This is a genomic window from Microbulbifer sp. SAOS-129_SWC (assembly GCF_039696035.1).
In the GTDB taxonomy this organism is placed as follows: domain Bacteria; phylum Pseudomonadota; class Gammaproteobacteria; order Pseudomonadales; family Cellvibrionaceae; genus Microbulbifer.
On the sequence record NZ_CP155567.1, the window covers coordinates 2,724,941 to 2,743,859 of the forward strand.

Consider the following 18,919-nt stretch of genomic DNA (forward strand, 5'->3'; position numbering starts at 1 on the left):
GCATGCAAGTGATACTGGGTGCAAGCGGGCAAATCGGGCGCGAGCTGGCCGCGCAACTGAAACGCGACTTTACCAGCGAGATCCGCCTGGTGAGCCGCCAGCCGAAAAAAGTCAACGAAACGGACCAGCTGTTCAGGGCAGACTTACTGGACGCGACACAGGCCAGGCAGGCCGTCGAGGGCGCGCAGATCGCCTACCTGACGGCCGGGTTGCCAATGGATACGCAGCTGTGGGTGGACCAGTGGCCTACCCTGATGCGCAATGTCATCGAGGCCTGCGCAGCGCACGGGACCAAACTGGTGTTTTTCGACAACACCTATATGTACCCGCAGACCGCTGCACCACAAACGGAGGAAACGGACTTTCTGCCCTATGGAGAAAAAGGCAGAGTCCGCGCGGCAATCGCCCGCGATCTGCTCGGCGCGATGGCAGAAGGCCGGGTGCAGGCAATGATCTGCCGCGCCCCGGAATTTTACGGCCCGGGCAAAACCCAGAGCATCACCAATTCGACTGTTCTCGAGAACCTGCTCGCCGGTAAATCCGCCAGGGTATTCCTGCGCGACGACACGCTGCGCAGCCTGATCTACACCCCGGACGCCAGCCGCGCGATGGCACGCCTCGGCAATACCCCCGACGCCTATGGGCAGACCTGGCACCTGCCCTGCGATGACAATCGCCTGACCTACCGGCAGTTCGTCCACCTGGCAGCTGAGATCTTTGACGTGAAAGCGGACTACAAGGTGGTGAAGCGATGGCAGCTGCGTCTGGCGGGGGTGTTCAATCGAACAATTCGGGACGCCGCGGAACTGTTACCGCGCTATGCAGTGGATAATATTTTTGTCTCGGACAAGTTCAAATCGAGGTTTCCCGATTTTAACGTCACGACATTTCAGCAGGGGCTGACAGTCATCCGGGATGAGAAAGCCGGCGCCTGAGCCGGCGGGCAGCGCTCTCCGTTCGACGGAGCTCTCGATAGCGGCGCCAGAGCTAATCTGGCGCCGCTGTCCGATTCAACGGCCGGCCAGCGACAATCAATTGCGCACGACAGCGCCCGGCCGCAAATCACTGCGCCCCGTAACCGTTGCCGGTTTTTACCCCGCGGCTTGTTTCGGTGACCGGCAACGATATGGATCTGGGGTGTGGCCTCCGTATTAGTCGTCCACCCGGGCAACGAATACCCGTGCAGGTCATGGTGGAAAAATCGAACAGCCCGGAATGACCAAGGCTTCCCTTCGGGTACGGCACCCCCTCCGGCAGAAAGAAATTGACCGAATGCCCCCCGTATAAACCCGGCGGCATCGTTATCTGGCCAAGAATCACATAGGCGTTGTGCAGGCTGATCGTGTCAGAGGACTTTATCGGAAACCCGGGTGCTACCGGCGGCAAGTCCTTGTCTCGAAATTTGGTTTTGCGCTCCCGCCAGGCGTCCAGGTCCTCGCGCGTGGCCTTGCGGATCAACCCCAGCATCAGGAGATCATTGATACTTTTCGCATCCACGGTCGGGGCGGGAGTATCGAAAAAAGTCTCCACTGGCGTGTCGTCAGACTGGTACAGCTTGAGGTTGCTTTGAATCGGATCACCCAAGACCAGCGTACCGTTCTTGGCGTAGTACACCATACTGACATCCTTGTTGAAGACCTTGCCGGATAACCGGTTGATCTTCTTCAGGTAACGCTGTTTGATATAGAGATATCCGCAGGGCCCGTCGCTATCATTGCTGCTGACCAGGATCGGGACATTGCCGGGCAACCCTGCCACCGCCTGCCGGTAGTATCCAGTGGCGACGACGGCGGATATCTTCGTGCCCCGAGTCCAGGAAATATTCCACACAGAGGGCTCGTAGGCACCGAGTATCAATGCCACCGGCTTGTCCGGGGAATTCACAATCACCTCAAATTGGGTTGTCTTGTGCCTGCTGTCGTCAATTGAGCGGCCGACCCTCTTGCCACCATAGGAACCACCGGCATAGACCCGTGTATTCTTGGCAATCACGTCCCTGCCAAAACCGCATGCGCCCTCGAGACCACTAAAGATATTCCTTCCCGAGGACCGATATGGAATGCGATTTTCGTGTTCTCGCCGCAACTCAACAATTCTGTATTTGTACAGCTTGATCAGGCAGTCCGCATCGATGGAAGGACATTTTCTGGGCCTCTGCCTCAGCCAGTCTCTCTGCCCTTGAACCAGAGCGGCAGAGGCCTTGCCCTGCAAAACATCCCGGACTTTGAAATAGTAGGCTGCCATATCTTCATCGAGCTTGCTGAGCCGCTCATTGGAGCAGATAATTTTATCGACCACCCGATCTGCCTTCTGGCAGTCGAAGCTCGCCGCCAATGCCGTATTTGACAGAAGCAGCAACAAAAACAATAGCAATCTAGGCATTTATTCGACTTTATTTAAATAAGAATTCGGCGGGCCAACAACAAAGCTGACAAGCAATAAAAATTAAAAAATAATGTCCGCGCACTCTACCACTTACCTTCTAGATTTTCGAGGCGACCGCCGCGCTGCAACACTGCAAGTAAAAGGTACTTCAACCCAAACTCCATGACCCAACCCACCAATGAAACATTCCTGAACGCCAAGCACTGATCTGCGGCATTTTTCCCGGAGATAACATAGCCGCTGCACAGCACCTGGTAATGATTACTAAAATTTTATGAATCGTTCGCATAAATACGCAGTGCACTGCGGTGTGGCATAAGGAGGAGATAAAAAAAAGCCAGCCGGATACAGGGCTGGCCCGACACGGCACGCCGTCAGTGACGGCGGCCGATGTTTTACTGCTTTCCGGATCTGGCAGAACCCGTCAGTCGAGGGATTCCAGGATTTCCGCCTGGTTCAAGTACATCGGATTGATATCCTTCAGGGTAAACAACCCGACCACGTCCAGGTGATCCCAACCGGACTTGTTGGGCATGTGCTGCCACACGCCGGGTACCGGCAGGCCGTTGTATTCCTGCCGGGGCGCGCCCATCGGAGCCACCATGCTGTTGGTGTTCACCACACTGTCATTGGCAAACCAGCTGGCATCCACGCCCAGATTGCTGTTCTTGTACTGTCCCATAAACAGGGATTGCGGCATGAACGGCAGGAAGGTGGCAGCACCGGGATACTGCTTTTGCGTGAACAACCCCTTGAAAGTGGACTGGGTGGAATAGGAGAAGTAGTAAACATCAGGGTAGGTAACAGCACCGCCGTAGATGTAGGGGGCCCCCTCCACACTCAGGTCATACAGTGACGTATCGCGCGATTCCTGCCACAGGCTCTGGTCCTTGACCCGGTGGAAATAGTCTTCCCAGCTTTCCCCGGATTGGCGCTTCAGCGCCCACTGGTCGAGTTTCAGGTCGTAGACCACGTTCTCGCCACTGACAAGGCCCGCGGCCCGGTAAATAGAAGTTACCAATTGCTCGGTAATATCCAGCGGGTTGAAGAACTCGGTCAGCGTGGTGCCATTGTGGGGCGTAGAAACCGTGGTAATACTGTGCACCCAGTTCCTGCCGCCCTCGAACACGGTGCCGGCTGCGTAGTGCTCCTCCGGAGCGCCGTCGCGCAGCAGCTTGAGCAGAACCCGCGCCGTCTGGCCCCCCTGGCTGTGGGCAATAATATGGATTTTGTGGGAGGCATCCCAGTTCGGTAGCAGCCCCGGATAACAGCGGCCAAATTGCGCGTGCCCATAAGTGGCGGCATGAACCGCACCGTAGTTCACACAGCCGCCCTTCAACTGGTAGTAGGCCTCCACTGCCCGGTCCCAGTTGGAGCTGATCGGCCCGACGGCCAGGGTGACGGTATTGTGGCCCTGGGATTTCAGGTATTCCTGCAGGTCGCGCTTGCCTGTCCAGCCGCCGCCCCAATACTTGAAGCCCAACAATTCGTTACGGCCCCAGCCGGTAAAGCCGTGCAACAACACGATCGTGTCTTTGTTGGCTACCGGGCCAGCGGCGTAAGTGGCAGGGGTGGATACAGATTGCAGCGCAAAGACCTGGTTGCTGTCGTAATCGCAGCTGTACTGCTCCAGCTCCTGATAGCCAAGGCTAAACGGGTTGTTGTTCACTCCCAGGCACTGGTAGCTGGACTTCGGCCGCAGCACGTAGCCGGAACCATAGGGCACCAAGCGGAACAGCTGGTTATCACTGCCGTAGCCTTCGCCCTGCTCGATTGCAGCACCGGCGGCGTCGGCAAAGTCCCGCACTGACAGCGACAGATCACTGTTGGTATTGCGGATACGGTAGTAGCCGTCGGCCTGGTGGAGCAGCTCGAACGCCTGCGCACCGGTGCCGTTGCAGGCGTACTGCTGCAGCTGGGTTCCCGCGGCGGTGCTCGATCCCGGTACATCCAGGCACTTGCCGCTGTGGGTGGCAACGATGTTGTAGATGCCGTCCTGCACGGCAGGCGCGTAGACCACCGGTTCCAGCGTCCACTTCTGGTTGTCGCCGCCCCGCTCATCCCACAGATGGATTTTTGCCCCCGCGTCCATGGACACATCGGACACATCGATCGGCTTGTTGCCTGACAGGGCGCTTTTTATCAAGAAAGCCCCGTTACCAGTGCCCTCCACCAGGAAGCGCTGGTTGCTGCCCTGATTGCAGCTGTACTGCTGCACCGGAGTGCCGTTGCCGGTCTGGCTCCAGTAGATGTCGATACACTTGCCGCTGTTGACGTTGATGACTTCGTACTGGCCTGAGCCCGCATAGATGAAGTCGAACTGCTGTGCGGCGGTGCCATTGCAGCCCCACTGCTGCAGCTGCTTGCCATTGGCGGTGCTGGATGACGGAACATCGAGGCAAAGCCCCGAGTGCACTGCCTTTGCCGTATACCGGCCGGACGCCAGAGTACGCTCGCCATCGACGGCGGGCGTGATGGCAAAGGTCTGCTGCGGTGAACCGCTACACGACATCTGCACCAGCCGGGCTCCGTCTCCCTGTGAAGCACCCGAGAGCTCGACGCACATGCCCGAGTTGCGATTGCGCAGGATATAGCCGCTACCGTTTTGCTGCGGCAGGAAGTGCTGGGAACCGTAGTCGTACCAGCTGTACTGGACCACTGCCGCGCCCGCCGACTTGGAACCGCCCTGCACGCGCATGGCCTTGCCGCTGTTTACATTGATGATTTTGTAAAAGCCATCGCCCACCGGGCTGATATCAAAATCCTGCACCGGCGCGCCGGAGCAACCGGCCTGTTCCAGCTGGACGTTGTTGGATGTACTGCCGCCGGGCACATTCACGCATTTGCCACTGTGGGCCAGCGCCAGCGTGTACCTGTCGGCCGGTAAATTGGCTGCGTGCGCAGCCATGGGTAATTGCAGAACAAATAGGGAAATTATCCCGAGATATACGGGGATCAGTCTCTTCATCATGTGCCGAACCTTATTCTCTCTGTGAACTTGATTTGGCAACACGGCAACAATCCATTAAGGGGAGAACTCCAACCCTTTGACACGGGCCGGCCCGTCCAGAAGCAGACATCGGCAATACAATACTTTGGACACACGGCTGTTTGCCGGCGATTGAGGATGATTGGGCGTGTTGTCGCTGTTTTTATTGGAAAAAATTTTATTATTTTTAAACTGCTTTTTTACTGACATCACAACCACGGAAGATCAAAAAGTGGCTGGCGAGAGGATTCTAGTCACGAAATTTAAACGCTGTAAACGTTAAAAAAGTGACCGTACGTCCCCTGAGAAGCAGCGCACAAACGCACAGATACTGGCGTACCAGTCGGAGATCGAATACTTTCGGTATAAATATGGAGATAAATAAAGGAGTGCCCTGCCCGAAAACATCCGCCAGCCAAGTCCGTGGCAACCGGTATGGGAGCCGCCGCGCTGACCGCGCGACAACGTTGCGGGCTGTTTGCCACAGAACTGACGTCGCCCCCCAGGGGGCCGTGATTATGCCGGTACCATTCGAGCCAGGTTTTCGCTGAACACCAAGCCCGTCAATCGGGCCTCTTTTACCGCGGACACCACCGATTCATTACAGAACAAATCGGCGGTTACAGCATTCTGCGCCATAAAAATACTGTCTCTTTCGCCTGGAAAAGCTAAAGACTCCACCTCGTAAGCCATACCATTTTGAGTTCTATAAGCAACCTGATCATCGCTAATCGACTTAAAGTTGAGGCAGTGAAAAATATAGCCAGTTCCGCCCAGCAACTGACAGGGCAAAAACTCCCCCAACGGTCCAATGAGCGGAGCAACAGCGTCGTAGGCCTTTTGATTCATTCCTAGCAAACTTGGACCACATATCCCTATATCCGGCAAGTCGACAGTACCTTCATTCTGGAAAAACGAGAGTTCAAGGGGCTCCCAGAAATTGGCTACCGGCGTATCAACCATACCCAGTCGCATCGCCTGCAACTCGCCAACATGAGGATCTAAAATATCGAGAAAGTCCTCGTTGTCATAACTGAAGCTTTGGAAATTTATTGCGTCTGCAAATATTTTGTAAATAGTCATAACAATTACTGATCCGAAGAGCGAGTCACGTAATCTGGCTGCAGGCCATCGCGCAGCAGGTTCCGAATAACAACAAGCTTCGAGCGGAAGGCTACTGTCCCCGCAACGTGTTGAATTGAACTACTGACCCACGTTTCATAATTGAACGTATGGACCTCAGAATGAGCGGCAGCTTTGGGCATTGCCCAGTGCCCCTTATCCGCTTTCGTGCGTGGCATCCACACGCCATTATCCGGATCGTTAATCCGAATACCGAAGAAATGTAACTGTATGCGGGCAAAGGCGGCCTGCTCGGTTCGCCCCTTTCCCTGAACGATATGATGTGCGCTGAATCGGGGGCTGGGCTGGGGGCGGCCATCTGCGCGCATAAACCTGGCAAGCACTTTCGTGGGGTGATGCTTCTCAGCGGCCATTGCTTCTCGCAACGCTACTCGCTCCCGCCGCGTCCCTCCATCCGTTGGCATCAACTCTGCCCGGTATTCGTGCAATTGTGTTTGGACCTGAACCTGGGTAAGTGCGGCTAATTTCTCTACCTCCAAATGGCGCAGAGCTTTTTTTAGCTCCTTTTCACGCTTTGCACGCTGCGCTGGAGTTTCGCTGGGCTTGGGAGCGGTATTCTGGTGGTAGTCACGAGCCTTCGTCTCAAAGGAAGCAATTGCCCGTTCCAGGGGTGACAGTTCGTGGTAATTCGGCGTAACCCGCTTGCCGTGATCGTATTCCACGGTTTGAAGCTCCTTTTCAAACATTCCATACGCACAGATGATATTGAATCCCCTACGCTGTGTGAATAACGAAGTCCTCAAAAGCCAAACCCACTCGCCGGGGCAAGCCGGCCTGCAGTACAAACTTTAAACAGCCCTTCCCGTGCCGGTGCCCGCTCATAAATCAATCAACCTCCAACTATTCCGGGCCTGCCGTGCCCCCAGCGGGCCACATTTCTCACCACAGAGGCCACAGCCCTGCCCGGCACTCGCCAGTCGCAAATAAATCGACCAGATTGTCTACTTTTTAGACAAAACATAAGCCGGGACTAGTCAACCAGCTGCCCAAGAACTGGTATAGTTCTGGTCTCTCACCACTCGAATAAAGGTGACCAGCAATAAGGAGAGTCTCCCCGGTGATCACTAAGGCCAAAGGCATTTTGCGGCACGCTGCCAATGGTCTACAGGTGCGTCTTGTCCAGCTGTTGCCCCGCCATATCCCGATTGCGTTCAAGCTGGCGCTGGTCATGACTCTGCTGCTGGTGCTGGGGATGGCGAGCCTGGGGCTGTTTATCAGCAACAACCAGAACCAACTGATCCGCACCCAGCTGCACGATTTCGGCAACACCATGGCATCGCAGCTGGCCAAGCTGGCCAGTGAGCCGATTCTGTCCGAGGACAGCCTGAACCTGCGCATGCTGACCACCAACCTGGGCCAGGACGAGAAAATCCTCGGCGCAGCGATATACACGCTCGACGGCGAGCTGCTGTCGGCGAGCGGTCTGCAGCCGGCCCCCACCGATATGCCCTTCGATGCCGCCGGGGTCGTATCCCGCCCCTGGTTCCGGCACATGGCCGATGGATCTCCCGAACGCCTGATCAGCTTTACCGCCCCGGCCACTTACCAGGATGTCCGCGTTGGCTCCGCGGTGGTGACCCTGTCGGCTTCGCAGATGGATCAGGCCGCAAGCAAAGCCCACGATGCCATTGTCTACGCCACCCTCGCCATGACGGTACTGGCTTCCCTGCTGGCCTACTGGCTGAGCCGGCGCCTGTCGCTGCCGATCCACCACCTGATGGAGGCCACCCAGGCCATCGGCCGCGGCGACCTGGCCACCCGCATCGAGCAGCAGCGCAACGACGAACTCGGCTATCTATTCGAGGGGTTCAACAATATGGCCGCCGGGCTGCTGAAAAAATCGCAGGTCGAGCAGGTGTTCTCCCGCTACGTGTCGAAGAACGTGGCCGACAAGGTCCTCGCCAACCTGGACGAGGTGCGTCTGGTCGACCGGCCGATCGAGGCCACGGTGCTGTTCGCCGATATCACCGGGTTCACCGCCATGTCGGAAAAGCTGCAGCCGAGCCAGGTATCCGCGCTGTTAAACGAATATTTCTCTTACATATCGCGCGCCTGCGCAATGTACGGCGGTGTGGTCGACAAGTTTATCGGCGACTGCGCGATGCTGGTGTTCGGCGTGCTCGACGACGATTCCGACCACGCGTTCAACGCGGTCAGCTGTGCGGTATTGATCCAGCAACTGGCGGCGCAGTTGAACAGGCAGCGCCGCGCCGACGGCCGCCCCGAGATACACTTCCGCATCGGCATCAACTGCGGTGCGATGCTGGCCGGCAACCTGGGCTCCGACGAGCGGATGGAATACACCGTGGTCGGCGACGCCGTCAATCTGGCCTCCCGCCTGTGCAGCGAGGCCCAACCGGATCAAACCATTATTCGCAAGCAGCTGTTCACCACGCTGGAGGCCCGCATCATCGCCCAGGCCGAACGTACCCTGGCGATCCGCGGCAAGACGGCGCCGGTGGGCCTCTATTCGGTGCAGGACATCCACCACCAGGATCAACCGCTGCTGCAGGCCAACCTGCAGAAGCTACTGAATACCCAACCCCAGCAACGGACTCCGCAGGTAGCCGAGCATGTGTAACCGCCGCTTAGCGCTGTTGTGGTTTTTACTGTTACCGCTGCTCCCGGCGTGCAGCCTGATGCCGATTCAGGAGCAGGCGCCGCAAGGTCTGCCTGCCGACACCCTGCAACAGGCGCGCCAGCAGTCTGCCGAACTCCACCGCTTGCAAGAACTGGATGCCGCAACGCCGGACCAGCAGCGGCAAATCAGGCAGTTGCACAGCCGCCTGCAGCAGTTCGAACACAGCGCGATCCGCAGCGCCAGCCGCCTGGAGAGACAGGGCGACTGGCACGGCGCCGAGCGGGTTTTGCAGGTGGCCGCAGAGGTCCTGCCAGACAGCCAGACGCTGAACAGCGCGCAGCAACAGTTTTCCGAACGGCGCGAGTTGCGCGAAGAACGGGTGCGTATGGATATGGCAATCCACCGCGGGGAGCGGCTACTGCAAGACGCCGAGGCCTACCAGCGCCTGCGCCAGCTGAAGGGCCCCGGCATACTCACCTGGTTGGAACTGCAGAATTTCCACCGCAAATGCCGCAGTTCGGCAGAAGAACTACAGGATCATGCGCAACAGGCCCTGCAACGCGGGGACTATACGCTGGCCCAGCGCGGTTTGAAGGTTGCACGGCGCCTGTACGGCAACGACCTGCTGCAGGACAAGGAACAGCGCGAACGCATCGACCAGGACCTGGCCCAGGCCAACCGCCACCTCCGCCGACCGCCACGCCATGTGAGCCAGACCAGCCCGAAGGCGGACAACAAGCGCGGTATTGAGGAGCTGCAGCAGGCTCTGGACGCCGGTGACCTGCAGAGTGCCCGGCAGCAACTGAGCCAGCTACAGCAACAGGCACCGCAAAACCCGCTGCTGCCTCCCTTACAGGCCCGGTTTCAGTCACAGCTGCACACCCGCGTCGAAACCGCAATCCGGCACGGCAATGAGCTGTACAGCAACGGGGAAATCGAACAGGCCGTCGCCGTCTGGCGCGATGCCAAGGCCCTCGCCCCGGACAATGTGGAATTAACAACCAATATCACCCGGGCGGAAAAGGTGCTGGAAAACCTGAAAGCGCTGTCGACATCGCCAGGTGGCGAGCTATAGGGAATACAGCACCGTAGAGCTGATCTGTAGCTACTACGTCTGGATCACCCTGGCCCGCCCTACTTCTGTTATTTTCGAGCTGATCCCCACATTGCCATTTGATTGAAAGGCGAAATCGTACATAAAAGGAATAGCGCCGATCACGGCGACAAAAGGAGTCTGGTTTTGAAGAATCTTATACTTATATTGATGGCCTTTTCTCTTCACGCATTTGGTGCCTGCCATTACGACGAGACGAAACTGTTAAGTCTGGACCTCAAATCCTTTGATCAAGATCCAGATGGCGGCTGGAGGGAACTGGCAAAAGATGCGGAATGTCAGTCCGCAGCTGCAGACCTCCTCCAAAAGTACAGAAATAGTAATGCCCCTGAAGACACAACACTCTATTGGCACGAAGGCCAGTTACGAGCCAGCATGGGCGAGATCGACAGAGCAATCCCCCTATTCGAGCAATCAAAGCACCCTGCAGACACCGACATCACGGGTTGGAACTACTATGTTGAGGCCAGCATTGCCTTTTTGAAAAAGGATAAAAAAGCCCTAAACCGATATAGAGACTTGCTCGCCAGCGTCAAAAAACCAGAAGAACTAAATATCACCGATGCCAGGGGAAACCCTGTCGCCATCGAATGGCCGCCGAATTTAAACGTTGTGGACTCGCTCGTAAGCTGCTTTAACAAAAGCTATAAGGAAGCCTACGCTGGCTGCCAGCAATAGCATTCAATCATTGGTTAGATCAATTTTTTAGGCTCGATATATCTCAAAATAAGAACGCGCCAAAAGGTTGATCTGGCCCTAATAACTTGAAACTGGAAGATAAAATAGGCGCCACAATTCTACTCTGACCCCAATTACTCTAATCGAGAGCGAAAGATAAAATAGATGTCAAAATTTTACTCTGGCCCTAATTATTAAATTAAATGAAAGCCCTAAGAAAAATATTCACCTGCAAAAAAATGAATAAAAAATCAAGTGAAAAAAGTGCATACTCTTCATACTCGCAAAGAGTTATTGAACTTCTACAGGACACCTCATTTCCACAGATTGTCTTATTAAATGGAAGCTGGGGGAGCGGAAAAACTTTTTTCGTGAAAGATAGCCTTATAGAGGAAATTAAAGAAAAATTCTCATCAGAAGTTCACTATTTTTCACTGTACGGGGTTTCAGGGATTGAAGATTTTAGAGATAGAATTATTTCACTATCAATATCCAACAGAAACGACGCTTCAAAAATTACCAAAATTGCAACAACATTTTTAGATGGCGTTGGTCAAAATCTCGGTGAAAAAGGTCTAGGCGGGATCCTAAATGGTGTAGCTGGCGCATACAAATATAAAATATACTCCGAACTAGATGACTGCATTCTCATACTTGATGACTTAGAGCGAATTCCAGAAACCCAAACGGTAAAAAATATTCTGGGCGAGTGCTTAAATCTAGCCGAATCAAAAAATATAAGAATTGTTGTAATCGCGAACGAGGACAAAGTAGGATCCAAAGAAGATATAGAAAAAGTATTTGTTGACAAAGTTAAATTTGAACTCAGTGAAGATCAGATACTTGAAATATTAAAAGTCGAATTTGAAGAATTAAATGACGACAATCTTTACAATGAGATTTCACTTACAGTAACTACACTATCTTCCTCCAACTTAAGAGTATTAAAACGAGCCCTCTCAAAGTTTCAAAAAATTTCACAAGAAATCAAAAAAAATCCCGAAGTCAATTTAGAAGAAGCCCTTCCTCAACTTTTAGGACAAATAATACGCATTTGCTACGCGAATCTAGAGGCTCACCTTTCAAAAGGTGAAATCATACAACTTGCTAGAACGTACTTAAACAGACAAATGCAAAGTAGTAATTCTGACGAAGAATTCGAATTTAGCCACAAGGAGAGAATGTTTGACAACATTTTTTCTAGAGACTTTGGCACCGTAAATGAAAAGCTATTAACATTTTGCTGTGACGGATTATATCAATTTAAAGATATTATTATCGATTTAGAACTCCCACTAAAAAGCTCACTACTAGAAAAAATGCTTAGCATAGCTGCTCAACATAGAATGAGCTCTAAGGAATTTTCTGACGGAACCCAAGAGCTGGTAAATTATATTAGATCAAGTAACAACTTGCAGATAAGGAAGTGGTATCGAACCTGCGACATTGCTCTATTCATGATAGAAAATAAATACATCGATGAGAAAAGGATATCTAAAGAAGAAGTACTTAAGATTTGCTGTGAAATAGCTCCAGAATGCTTCGACTTTTCAAGCATTTCTGAAGACCAGATATGGAGCGGAATCACTTCGGACAAAGTAAGAGAACTGTATCAACAGCAGACAAGAAGGATAAAGGAGGCCCGGTCTGAGGCGGAAAACCAAGATTTTATAGAGCGGTTCTGCCGGAGTTGGGATGAGGTAAAAAATGAAGCTGTCAAAGAATTAAAACACAGCCCTTTCCTCAACAGGATAGGCACGCAAAATTTTATTTTTGCACTAAATAATTGGAGCAGCTATGAAATATTTAAATATTCCGGCTACATGAGAGAAAAGTATAACTTCAGCAACATTGAAACCTTTTTCGAGCCTGAGCATGGGGTTATTAAAGCTGCGATCCTTGAGATCTCTAAAATCATCAAAGAAGAACAGCCAGGTTTGCACACAGGAGCCATGTCAAACTTATTGGCTACGCTCAACGAATTGTCAGACAGAATGGGCGAGAGAGTAAAGCAAGATTCCGAAGGATAAGGCAATTTAAAATTATAGTATAAATTTCAAATCAATTAAGATTTTTACTAAGCTATATGGCTTACCAAGGATAAAGGTTTAGCAGAACTCTCAGGGACTCAAGAACGTATTGCTTGATATCAGAAAGAAATTGTCCAAAGTGAATTGATTCTATGTGCTGAACAATCGCACCCCAAGGCAAGTAAAATAAAAATATAAATAAAACAATAAAAACAAGAGCCCAGGACATCAGCCTAAAGTGACTCAAGCAGTCATTTTGAAAATTAAATCTTTCATCTAAATCTACTTTTATTTGAGAGATTTTTTCGTATTGGCCAGAAAATTGATGCTGCAAGCGAGTCATATGGCTGTCGTATTCACTCTTTACCGACTGTATGGTGTGCTTTTGATTTTTTATAAGCATCGCCATCATTTTAGAATAAGCAATAACAGACAAAAGTAGAAGAGTGTTTGTCCAGAACGTTGCCGCACCAACCAATGGAGACATTTTAAATGCTGAAACCGCTAACGAAACGGGCACACCCAGCATTCTGGTTTGTGCGGTAGCAAAGACATCATTTAGCTTTATCAAATACTCTCTTTTCTTTTCTTCGTACTCTATACGAACGGTATCAAATGAAAATTCAGACACAAAAAACTGGTAGTTCTCATTAAATCTGCGAGAAAACTCCCCAAAATTTCCTATTAAAAAACTTAACCTATCGTCTTCTTGACGATCAGCAAGCATACCAATGAGAACTTCTTTCAATATGCTATTTTTTTGCTCAAAATGCTCTTCACCGCAAAGCTCACCGAGAACAATGGAGATTCCATCAAGGGAATCCGTCAAATCACCAGATGCATACACAATCTGCAGGTCAAACCTACATTTATGCAAAAATACTAAAGCATCCACCTCTTCAGCGAAGCCATTAACGTGATCAGCCCGTTCCTTCAACATTCGCAAAAATTTGACCAGGTCGAAATAGTGCTTAACAGGCCCAACAGGGGGATCATGTGGATGCCGAAAATTGGTATCAATCAGGTAAAACCGCTCAGGAATCTGAATCTTGTTAGACGACACTGATATTAAGTCATCAAGGGATTCATATATGTGGATATAATCCCTCGCTAAAGACTCAATGACGCTAACCTTTACATATTTTCCAAAATCATCAGAGGATAAGTCTTCAACATCTTTATCAACTGAATCAACATGAACGATACCATCAATAACCTCACTCTGATTCAGGCTTCGCAAAGTACGGAGCAAACCTTCGTCTAATTCTAGAACACCACATACCGCTCCCTGCTCACGCTGGACGTTGCCCATTTCGCGAATCAAGGATTCGATGCTTTCTGAGATATTGATATTATCTTCCATGATTTAAAGATTTTGTTTTATTTTCTCTTGAGCAGACTGGGAAAGCTCCCTAATGAGCAAAGACCCGCTATCCGGATCGAAAACAATTTTTTCCTGATGGAGAAGTGCACTATCAAAATTTAACCGCAATCCATCACCAGTAATTGTTACCCGCCTAAATCGGATAAGGGTTCTATGATCGAGGTTTATTTCATTGCTTAATTTGTATTTTTCGGCTTGCGCTATAGCAAGCAATTTTTCTCGATTTTCGCCGTCTAAGAATGCTGAGAACTTATCAATCCATAGAGACTCGCCTTCCTCGAGACACCTATTACAATAATCTAGCGCGCGCTGTTTAGTTGCTTCTATCTGAGAAGCTGTCATGCCACTTTCCTGACAATAATCGTGGACAGCACTAATGAGATGTCTCGTATCTAAGCGGGCATGGGTATAAGCTGAACAGCCGATAAACTTAGAGAAATAATCGGTTAAGTCTTTTGCTGTTCCGCTCTTCTTAAATGAAATATATTTTTCGCTCTCCCCACCAAGCCAATCACTCAAGTTAATTAGGGCGGCCATATGAAGCTTATCTAGGTCGAGTCGCTCTATTTGATTTAAGGAGAGGGAGTCATCCAGGGTTATGCCGGCTGTCTTCCTGAGCAGCACTACACTTAAATGCGATTTGCCAGATTCTCTATAGTGATAAAAAAGGAGATAGCCCCCCTTTGACCCACCTGCGCGATCTAGCTCTTCAGCCAGAAAGTAGGCGGCTTTGCGGGTAAAAGTAACAAAATCCGGGAAGGCCTCATTATCGAAATGTGCTTGAAGCTCTTCTACAAAACGAGGCAAAGGCGCCCCCTCTTCTACCTCTTCAAAGCCTCCATTCATTAGGCCAGTTTTGTAGAACAGTGTTTCCAAAGAAGTCGAGAGCTCTTCTGTAAGTTCATTAACCGGGTTCTCGGCGTTTCTCGGAATAACCTGAGCGTCTGAATCATCGGTCTCCTTGCGAACCTCATGGACAATGATGTTTAGAATTTCCACTTGTTATTATCCCTATCCTTAAATGTGCTCCACAAACGGTATCACTATTCGCGTGATGAATCTCCCATCTGTAATGAGATGTCAGAGCGGATTCGCACTATGCCCACTTGGGGGACTTAATATGGAATTAAATTGCAGGCACAAAAAAGCCCGCTCAAGAGGCAGGCTTCTAAGTCGTTGATTCACAACGGTTTTATGGTCGGGGTGGCCGGATTTGAACCGACGACCACCACACCCCCAGTGTGGTGCGCTACCAGACTGCGCTACACCCCGACAAAGGCTAAACCAACCACCCTTTTGTTCGCCTAGATCGGCGCTAAGTGCTTGATTTATAAGGGGACATCGCTTTGCGATGAGGCGCAAATCATACCTAAGTGGTGCGGGATTGCAAGCCCGGATTTGCGCCTTTTGGGAACTCTATTCCGGAGAGCCTGAATCAGGTCTCCAGGAGGGTCAGCACGCCCTCCAGCTCCGCAATCACCTGCGGGATGATCTGCTGCACCTGTACCGTCTCGGCCTTGTCGCTGCCGCTCTCCATCTGCAGGCGGGCGCCGCCGATGGTGTAGCCCTCCTCGTACAGGAGCGCGCGGATCTGGCGGATCAGGATCACGTCCTGGTGCTGATAGTAGCGGCGGTTGCCGCGGCGTTTGACGGGGCTGAGTTGGGGGAATTCCTGTTCCCAGTAGCGCAGCACATGCGGTTTCACGGCGCACAGCTCGCTGACTTCACCGATGGTGAAATAGCGCTTGCCGGGGATTACGGGCAGTTCGCTATTGTGGCTAGCTTCCAGCATCTTCTTCTACTCGTGCCTTGAGTTTTTGTCCCGGTTTGAAGGTCACTACCCTGCGCGCGGAAATGGGGATTTCCTCGCCGGTTTTGGGGTTGCGGCCCGGGCGCTGACTTTTATCGCGCAGATCAAAATTGCCGAAACCAGACAGCTTGACCTGCTCATTGCTTTCCAGCGCATTGCGGATCTCCTCGAAAAAGTATTCGACGATCTCCTTCGCTTCGCGTTTGTTAAAGCCCAGCTCTTCGTACAGCTTTTCGGCGAGCCCGGCCTTGGTCAGTGCCTCTGTCATTGGTTCCTACCAATTGATTCAGAGGCGTCGACTCCAGATCGGAAGCGGCCCAAACCGCGGCGGCTTTCAACCCGGTAGCAGACGCTCTCGGGATGCCAGTCAACCTGCACCCGAGAGCATCGTGCTCCCTATCAGCGCAGGCTGGCGTTGTATTTTTGTTTTAGTTGTCCGATCACCGCTTCGACAGCGGCATTGATTTCGTCGTCGTTAAGGGTGCGCGACGGATGCTGAAAGGTCAACCCCATGGCGACACTTTTTCTATTGAAATCAATACCTTTGCCCTGATAAACGTCAAAAATCTTGAGGTCCGTCAAGGTTTCGCCGGCGGCCTCGACGGCACAGTCGAGCAGACTGGCGGCGGGGACATCGGCGTCCACCAGCAGGGCCAGGTCGCGGCGCACTTCCGGGAATTTGGACAATGGCGTGAATGCCGGCACGCGGGCTTCGCCCAGGGCGTCGAGGCTGAGCTCGAACACGTAGGCGGATTTGGGCAGGTCCAGCTGCTTCTGCACCTGCGGGTGCAGGGTGCCCACGAAGCCCACCTCCACGTCGCCGCGCAGGATGCGGGCGCACTGCCCCGGGTGCAGCGCCGGGTGCTGGCCGGCTTCGAAGCGGAATTCGCCCTGGGTGCCGAGGCGCGCGAGCACGGCTTCCACGTCGGCTTTAACGTCGTAGAAGTCGACCCAGTCTTTGCCGCCGGTCCAGTTCTCGGCGTAGCGCGGGCCGTAGGCCAGGCCGGCGAGCATCGGTTCCTGCTGCAGTTCCCTGCCCTCGGCGGGGACGAAGCGCAGGCCGGTCTCGAACAGGCGCACGCGGCCCTGCTGGCGGTTCAGGTTGTACTGCAGTGCCTTGCACAGGCCCGGAATCAGGCTGGTGCGCATGACCGACAGATCGGCACTGATGGGGTTCTGCAGCGCCACCGGTTCGGCGGCGGGGTCGAACAGCGCGCTGGAGTCCCGGTCGATAAAGCTGAAGGTGATGGCCTCGGAGTAGCCCCGCGCCAGCAGTGTCTCTTCCAGCGCGCGCTGGGACAGCAGGCTCTCGCGGCGCGGCTCGATCGACAGTTCGGCGGTCATGCTCTCGCTGGGGATGCGGTTGTAGCCGTACACCCGCGCCAGCTCTTCAAGCAGGTCGGATTCGATGGCGATATCGAAACGGAAGCTGGGCACCAGGAAGGTCCAGCCGTCGGCGTCCTGCTCGATCTTCTCCAGGCCCAGGCGGGTGAGAATATCGACGATCTCGTCGTCGGCCAGATTGATACCCAGGCCCTGGGAGACGCGCGCGCGGCGCAGGGTGATATGGCGCTCGGCGGGCATGACTTCGGTCAGTTCGCGCAGGTGGACCGGGCCGGGTTCACCGCCGACGATCTCCACCAACAGTTGCGTGGCGCGCTCGACGGCCTTTTCCTGCAGACGGTAGTCCACGCCGCGTTCGAAGCGGTGCGACGAGTCGGTGTGCAGGCCGTAGGAGCGGGCCTTGCCGGCGATGGCGACCGGGCTGAAGAAGGCACTCTCGAGGAAGATATCGCGGGTGCTTTCGGTGACCGCGGAGTCCAGGCCGCCCATGATGCCGGCCATGGCCAGCGGCTGCTTGTCGTCGGCGATCACCAGGGTGTCGGCCTTCAGCTTCACTTCCTGGCCGTCCAGCAGGGTCAGTTCCTCGCCGGCTTCGGCCATGCGCACCTTGATGCCGCCGCTGAGCTTGTTCAGGTCGAACGCGTGCATCGGCTGGCCCAGTTCGAGCAGCACATAGTTGGTGACATCCACCACCGGATCGATGGAGCGCAGGCCGCTGCGGCGCAGGCGCTCCGCCATCCACAGCGGGGTGCTGGCGGTGATATCGATATTGCGGATCACGCGGCCCACGTAGCGCGGACAGGCGTCGCCGGCGGCCAGGGTCACGGCCACGCTGTCATCGATCTTGGCGGCGAGCGGCTCGATCTCCGGGCCCTTGACCGGGCAGCGGTTCAGTACGCCCACTTCGCGGGCGACGCCGGCCACGCCGAGACAGTCGGAGCGGTTGGGGGTCAGGTCGACTTCGATGGCGACGTCGTCCAGCTGTAGATAGTCGCGCAGGTCTGTGCCGGTGGGGGCGTCGGCGGGCAGCTCCCAGATGCCGTCGCTGTCATCACCCAGCTCCAGTTCGGTCTGGGCGCACAGCATGCCGAAGCTCTCGACACCGCGCAGCTTGGCTTTCTTGATCTTGAAATCGCCGGGCAGCTTGGCACCCACCAGGGCGAACGGGATCTTGATGCCGGCGCGGGCATTGGGCGCGCCGCAGACGACCTGCATTTCGCCGTCCGGGTGGCCGGCGACTTTGCACACGCGCAGTTTGTCGGCATCCGGGTGCTGTTCGGCGGAGAGGATCTCGCCGACGACGACGCCGGAAAATGTACCGGCAACCGCTTCCACGCCGTCGACTTCCAGGCCCGCCATGGTGATCTGGTCGGCCAGTTCCTGTGCGCTCAGTTGCGGGTTTACCCATTCCCGCAACCAGGAGTTGCTGAGTTTCATAGTGGTGTCTCTTTCTGAATTCTG

At 53.7% G+C, this 18,919-nt stretch carries 14 protein-coding genes and 1 tRNA gene; 5 read left to right on the plus strand and 10 right to left on the minus strand.

All coding sequences use genetic code 11. The features are described from left to right. Nucleotides 1-2 precede the first annotated feature (2 nt). Nucleotides 3-935: an NAD-dependent epimerase/dehydratase family protein gene (locus ABDK11_RS11810; protein ID WP_346836713.1), complete on the plus strand. Its 933-nt coding sequence runs from the start codon at nt 3-5 to the stop codon at nt 933-935. Between the two features lie 127 nt (nt 936-1,062). On the opposite strand, the gene ABDK11_RS11815 is transcribed toward ABDK11_RS11810, so the two are convergent. The 4 genes from ABDK11_RS11815 to ABDK11_RS11830 all read right to left on the minus strand — a co-directional run bounded on the left by ABDK11_RS11815 (nt 1,063) and on the right by ABDK11_RS11830 (nt 7,179). Continuing rightward, nucleotides 1,063-2,382 (minus strand): lysozyme inhibitor LprI family protein, encoded by a 1,320-nt coding sequence (locus ABDK11_RS11815; RefSeq protein ID WP_346836714.1) that lies wholly within the window; start codon nt 2,380-2,382, stop codon nt 1,063-1,065. A 427-nt stretch (nt 2,383-2,809) separates the two neighbouring features. Continuing rightward, nucleotides 2,810-5,293: an RICIN domain-containing protein gene (locus ABDK11_RS11820; protein ID WP_346836715.1), complete on the minus strand. Its 2,484-nt coding sequence runs from the start codon at nt 5,291-5,293 to the stop codon at nt 2,810-2,812. Between the two features lie 597 nt (nt 5,294-5,890). Further along, entirely contained in the window at nt 5,891-6,457 is a 567-nt protein-coding gene (locus ABDK11_RS11825; RefSeq protein WP_346836716.1) for a hypothetical protein, read from the minus strand. 5 nt (nt 6,458-6,462) lie between these two features. Beyond that, on the minus strand, nt 6,463-7,179 hold the full coding sequence (locus ABDK11_RS11830) for an AHH domain-containing protein (RefSeq protein ID WP_346836717.1): 717 nt from the start codon (nt 7,177-7,179) through the stop codon (nt 6,463-6,465). A 395-nt stretch (nt 7,180-7,574) separates the two neighbouring features. Between ABDK11_RS11830 and ABDK11_RS11835 the strand changes: the two genes are divergently transcribed. From ABDK11_RS11835 to ABDK11_RS11850, 4 genes are all read left to right on the plus strand, one after another. Beyond that, nucleotides 7,575-9,098, plus strand: coding sequence for an adenylate/guanylate cyclase domain-containing protein (locus ABDK11_RS11835; protein WP_346836718.1), 1,524 nt, complete (start codon nt 7,575-7,577; stop codon nt 9,096-9,098). Then, a complete protein-coding gene (locus tag ABDK11_RS11840; protein WP_346836719.1) occupies nt 9,091-10,173 on the plus strand; it encodes a hypothetical protein in 1,083 nt (360 codons plus the stop codon). Before ABDK11_RS11835 ends, ABDK11_RS11840 begins: the two co-directional genes overlap by 8 nt. Nucleotides 10,174-10,338: 165 nt before the next feature. Next, the gene (locus ABDK11_RS11845; protein WP_346836720.1) at nt 10,339-10,890 is read left to right on the plus strand and encodes a hypothetical protein; all 552 of its coding nucleotides are present in this window, start codon (nt 10,339-10,341) and stop codon (nt 10,888-10,890) included. 203 nt (nt 10,891-11,093) lie between these two features. Then, complete coding sequence (locus ABDK11_RS11850; protein ID WP_346836721.1) at nt 11,094-12,920, plus strand: P-loop NTPase fold protein; 1,827 nt, start codon at nt 11,094-11,096, stop codon at nt 12,918-12,920. A gap of 61 nt (nt 12,921-12,981) precedes the next feature. Here ABDK11_RS11850 and ABDK11_RS11855 read toward each other — a convergent pair whose 3' ends face one another. The 6 genes from ABDK11_RS11855 to pheT all read right to left on the minus strand — a co-directional run bounded on the left by ABDK11_RS11855 (nt 12,982) and on the right by pheT (nt 18,895). Continuing rightward, the gene (locus ABDK11_RS11855) at nt 12,982-14,283 is read right to left on the minus strand and encodes a hypothetical protein (RefSeq protein WP_346836722.1); all 1,302 of its coding nucleotides are present in this window, start codon (nt 14,281-14,283) and stop codon (nt 12,982-12,984) included. Between the two features lie 3 nt (nt 14,284-14,286). After that, a complete protein-coding gene (locus ABDK11_RS11860; protein WP_346836723.1) occupies nt 14,287-15,303 on the minus strand; it encodes a nucleoid-associated protein in 1,017 nt (338 codons plus the stop codon). A gap of 196 nt (nt 15,304-15,499) precedes the next feature. After that, nucleotides 15,500-15,576, minus strand: a tRNA-Pro gene (locus ABDK11_RS11865). A gap of 163 nt (nt 15,577-15,739) precedes the next feature. After that, a complete protein-coding gene (locus ABDK11_RS11870; RefSeq protein ID WP_346836724.1) occupies nt 15,740-16,096 on the minus strand; it encodes a MerR family transcriptional regulator in 357 nt (118 codons plus the stop codon). Continuing rightward, the gene (gene ihfA, locus ABDK11_RS11875) at nt 16,083-16,382 is read right to left on the minus strand and encodes an integration host factor subunit alpha (RefSeq protein ID WP_346836725.1); all 300 of its coding nucleotides are present in this window, start codon (nt 16,380-16,382) and stop codon (nt 16,083-16,085) included. Before ihfA ends, ABDK11_RS11870 begins: the two co-directional genes overlap by 14 nt. A 131-nt stretch (nt 16,383-16,513) precedes the next feature. Then, nucleotides 16,514-18,895 (minus strand): phenylalanine--tRNA ligase subunit beta, encoded by a 2,382-nt coding sequence (gene pheT, locus ABDK11_RS11880; protein WP_346836726.1) that lies wholly within the window; start codon nt 18,893-18,895, stop codon nt 16,514-16,516. Between the last annotated feature and the right edge of the window lie 24 nt (nt 18,896-18,919).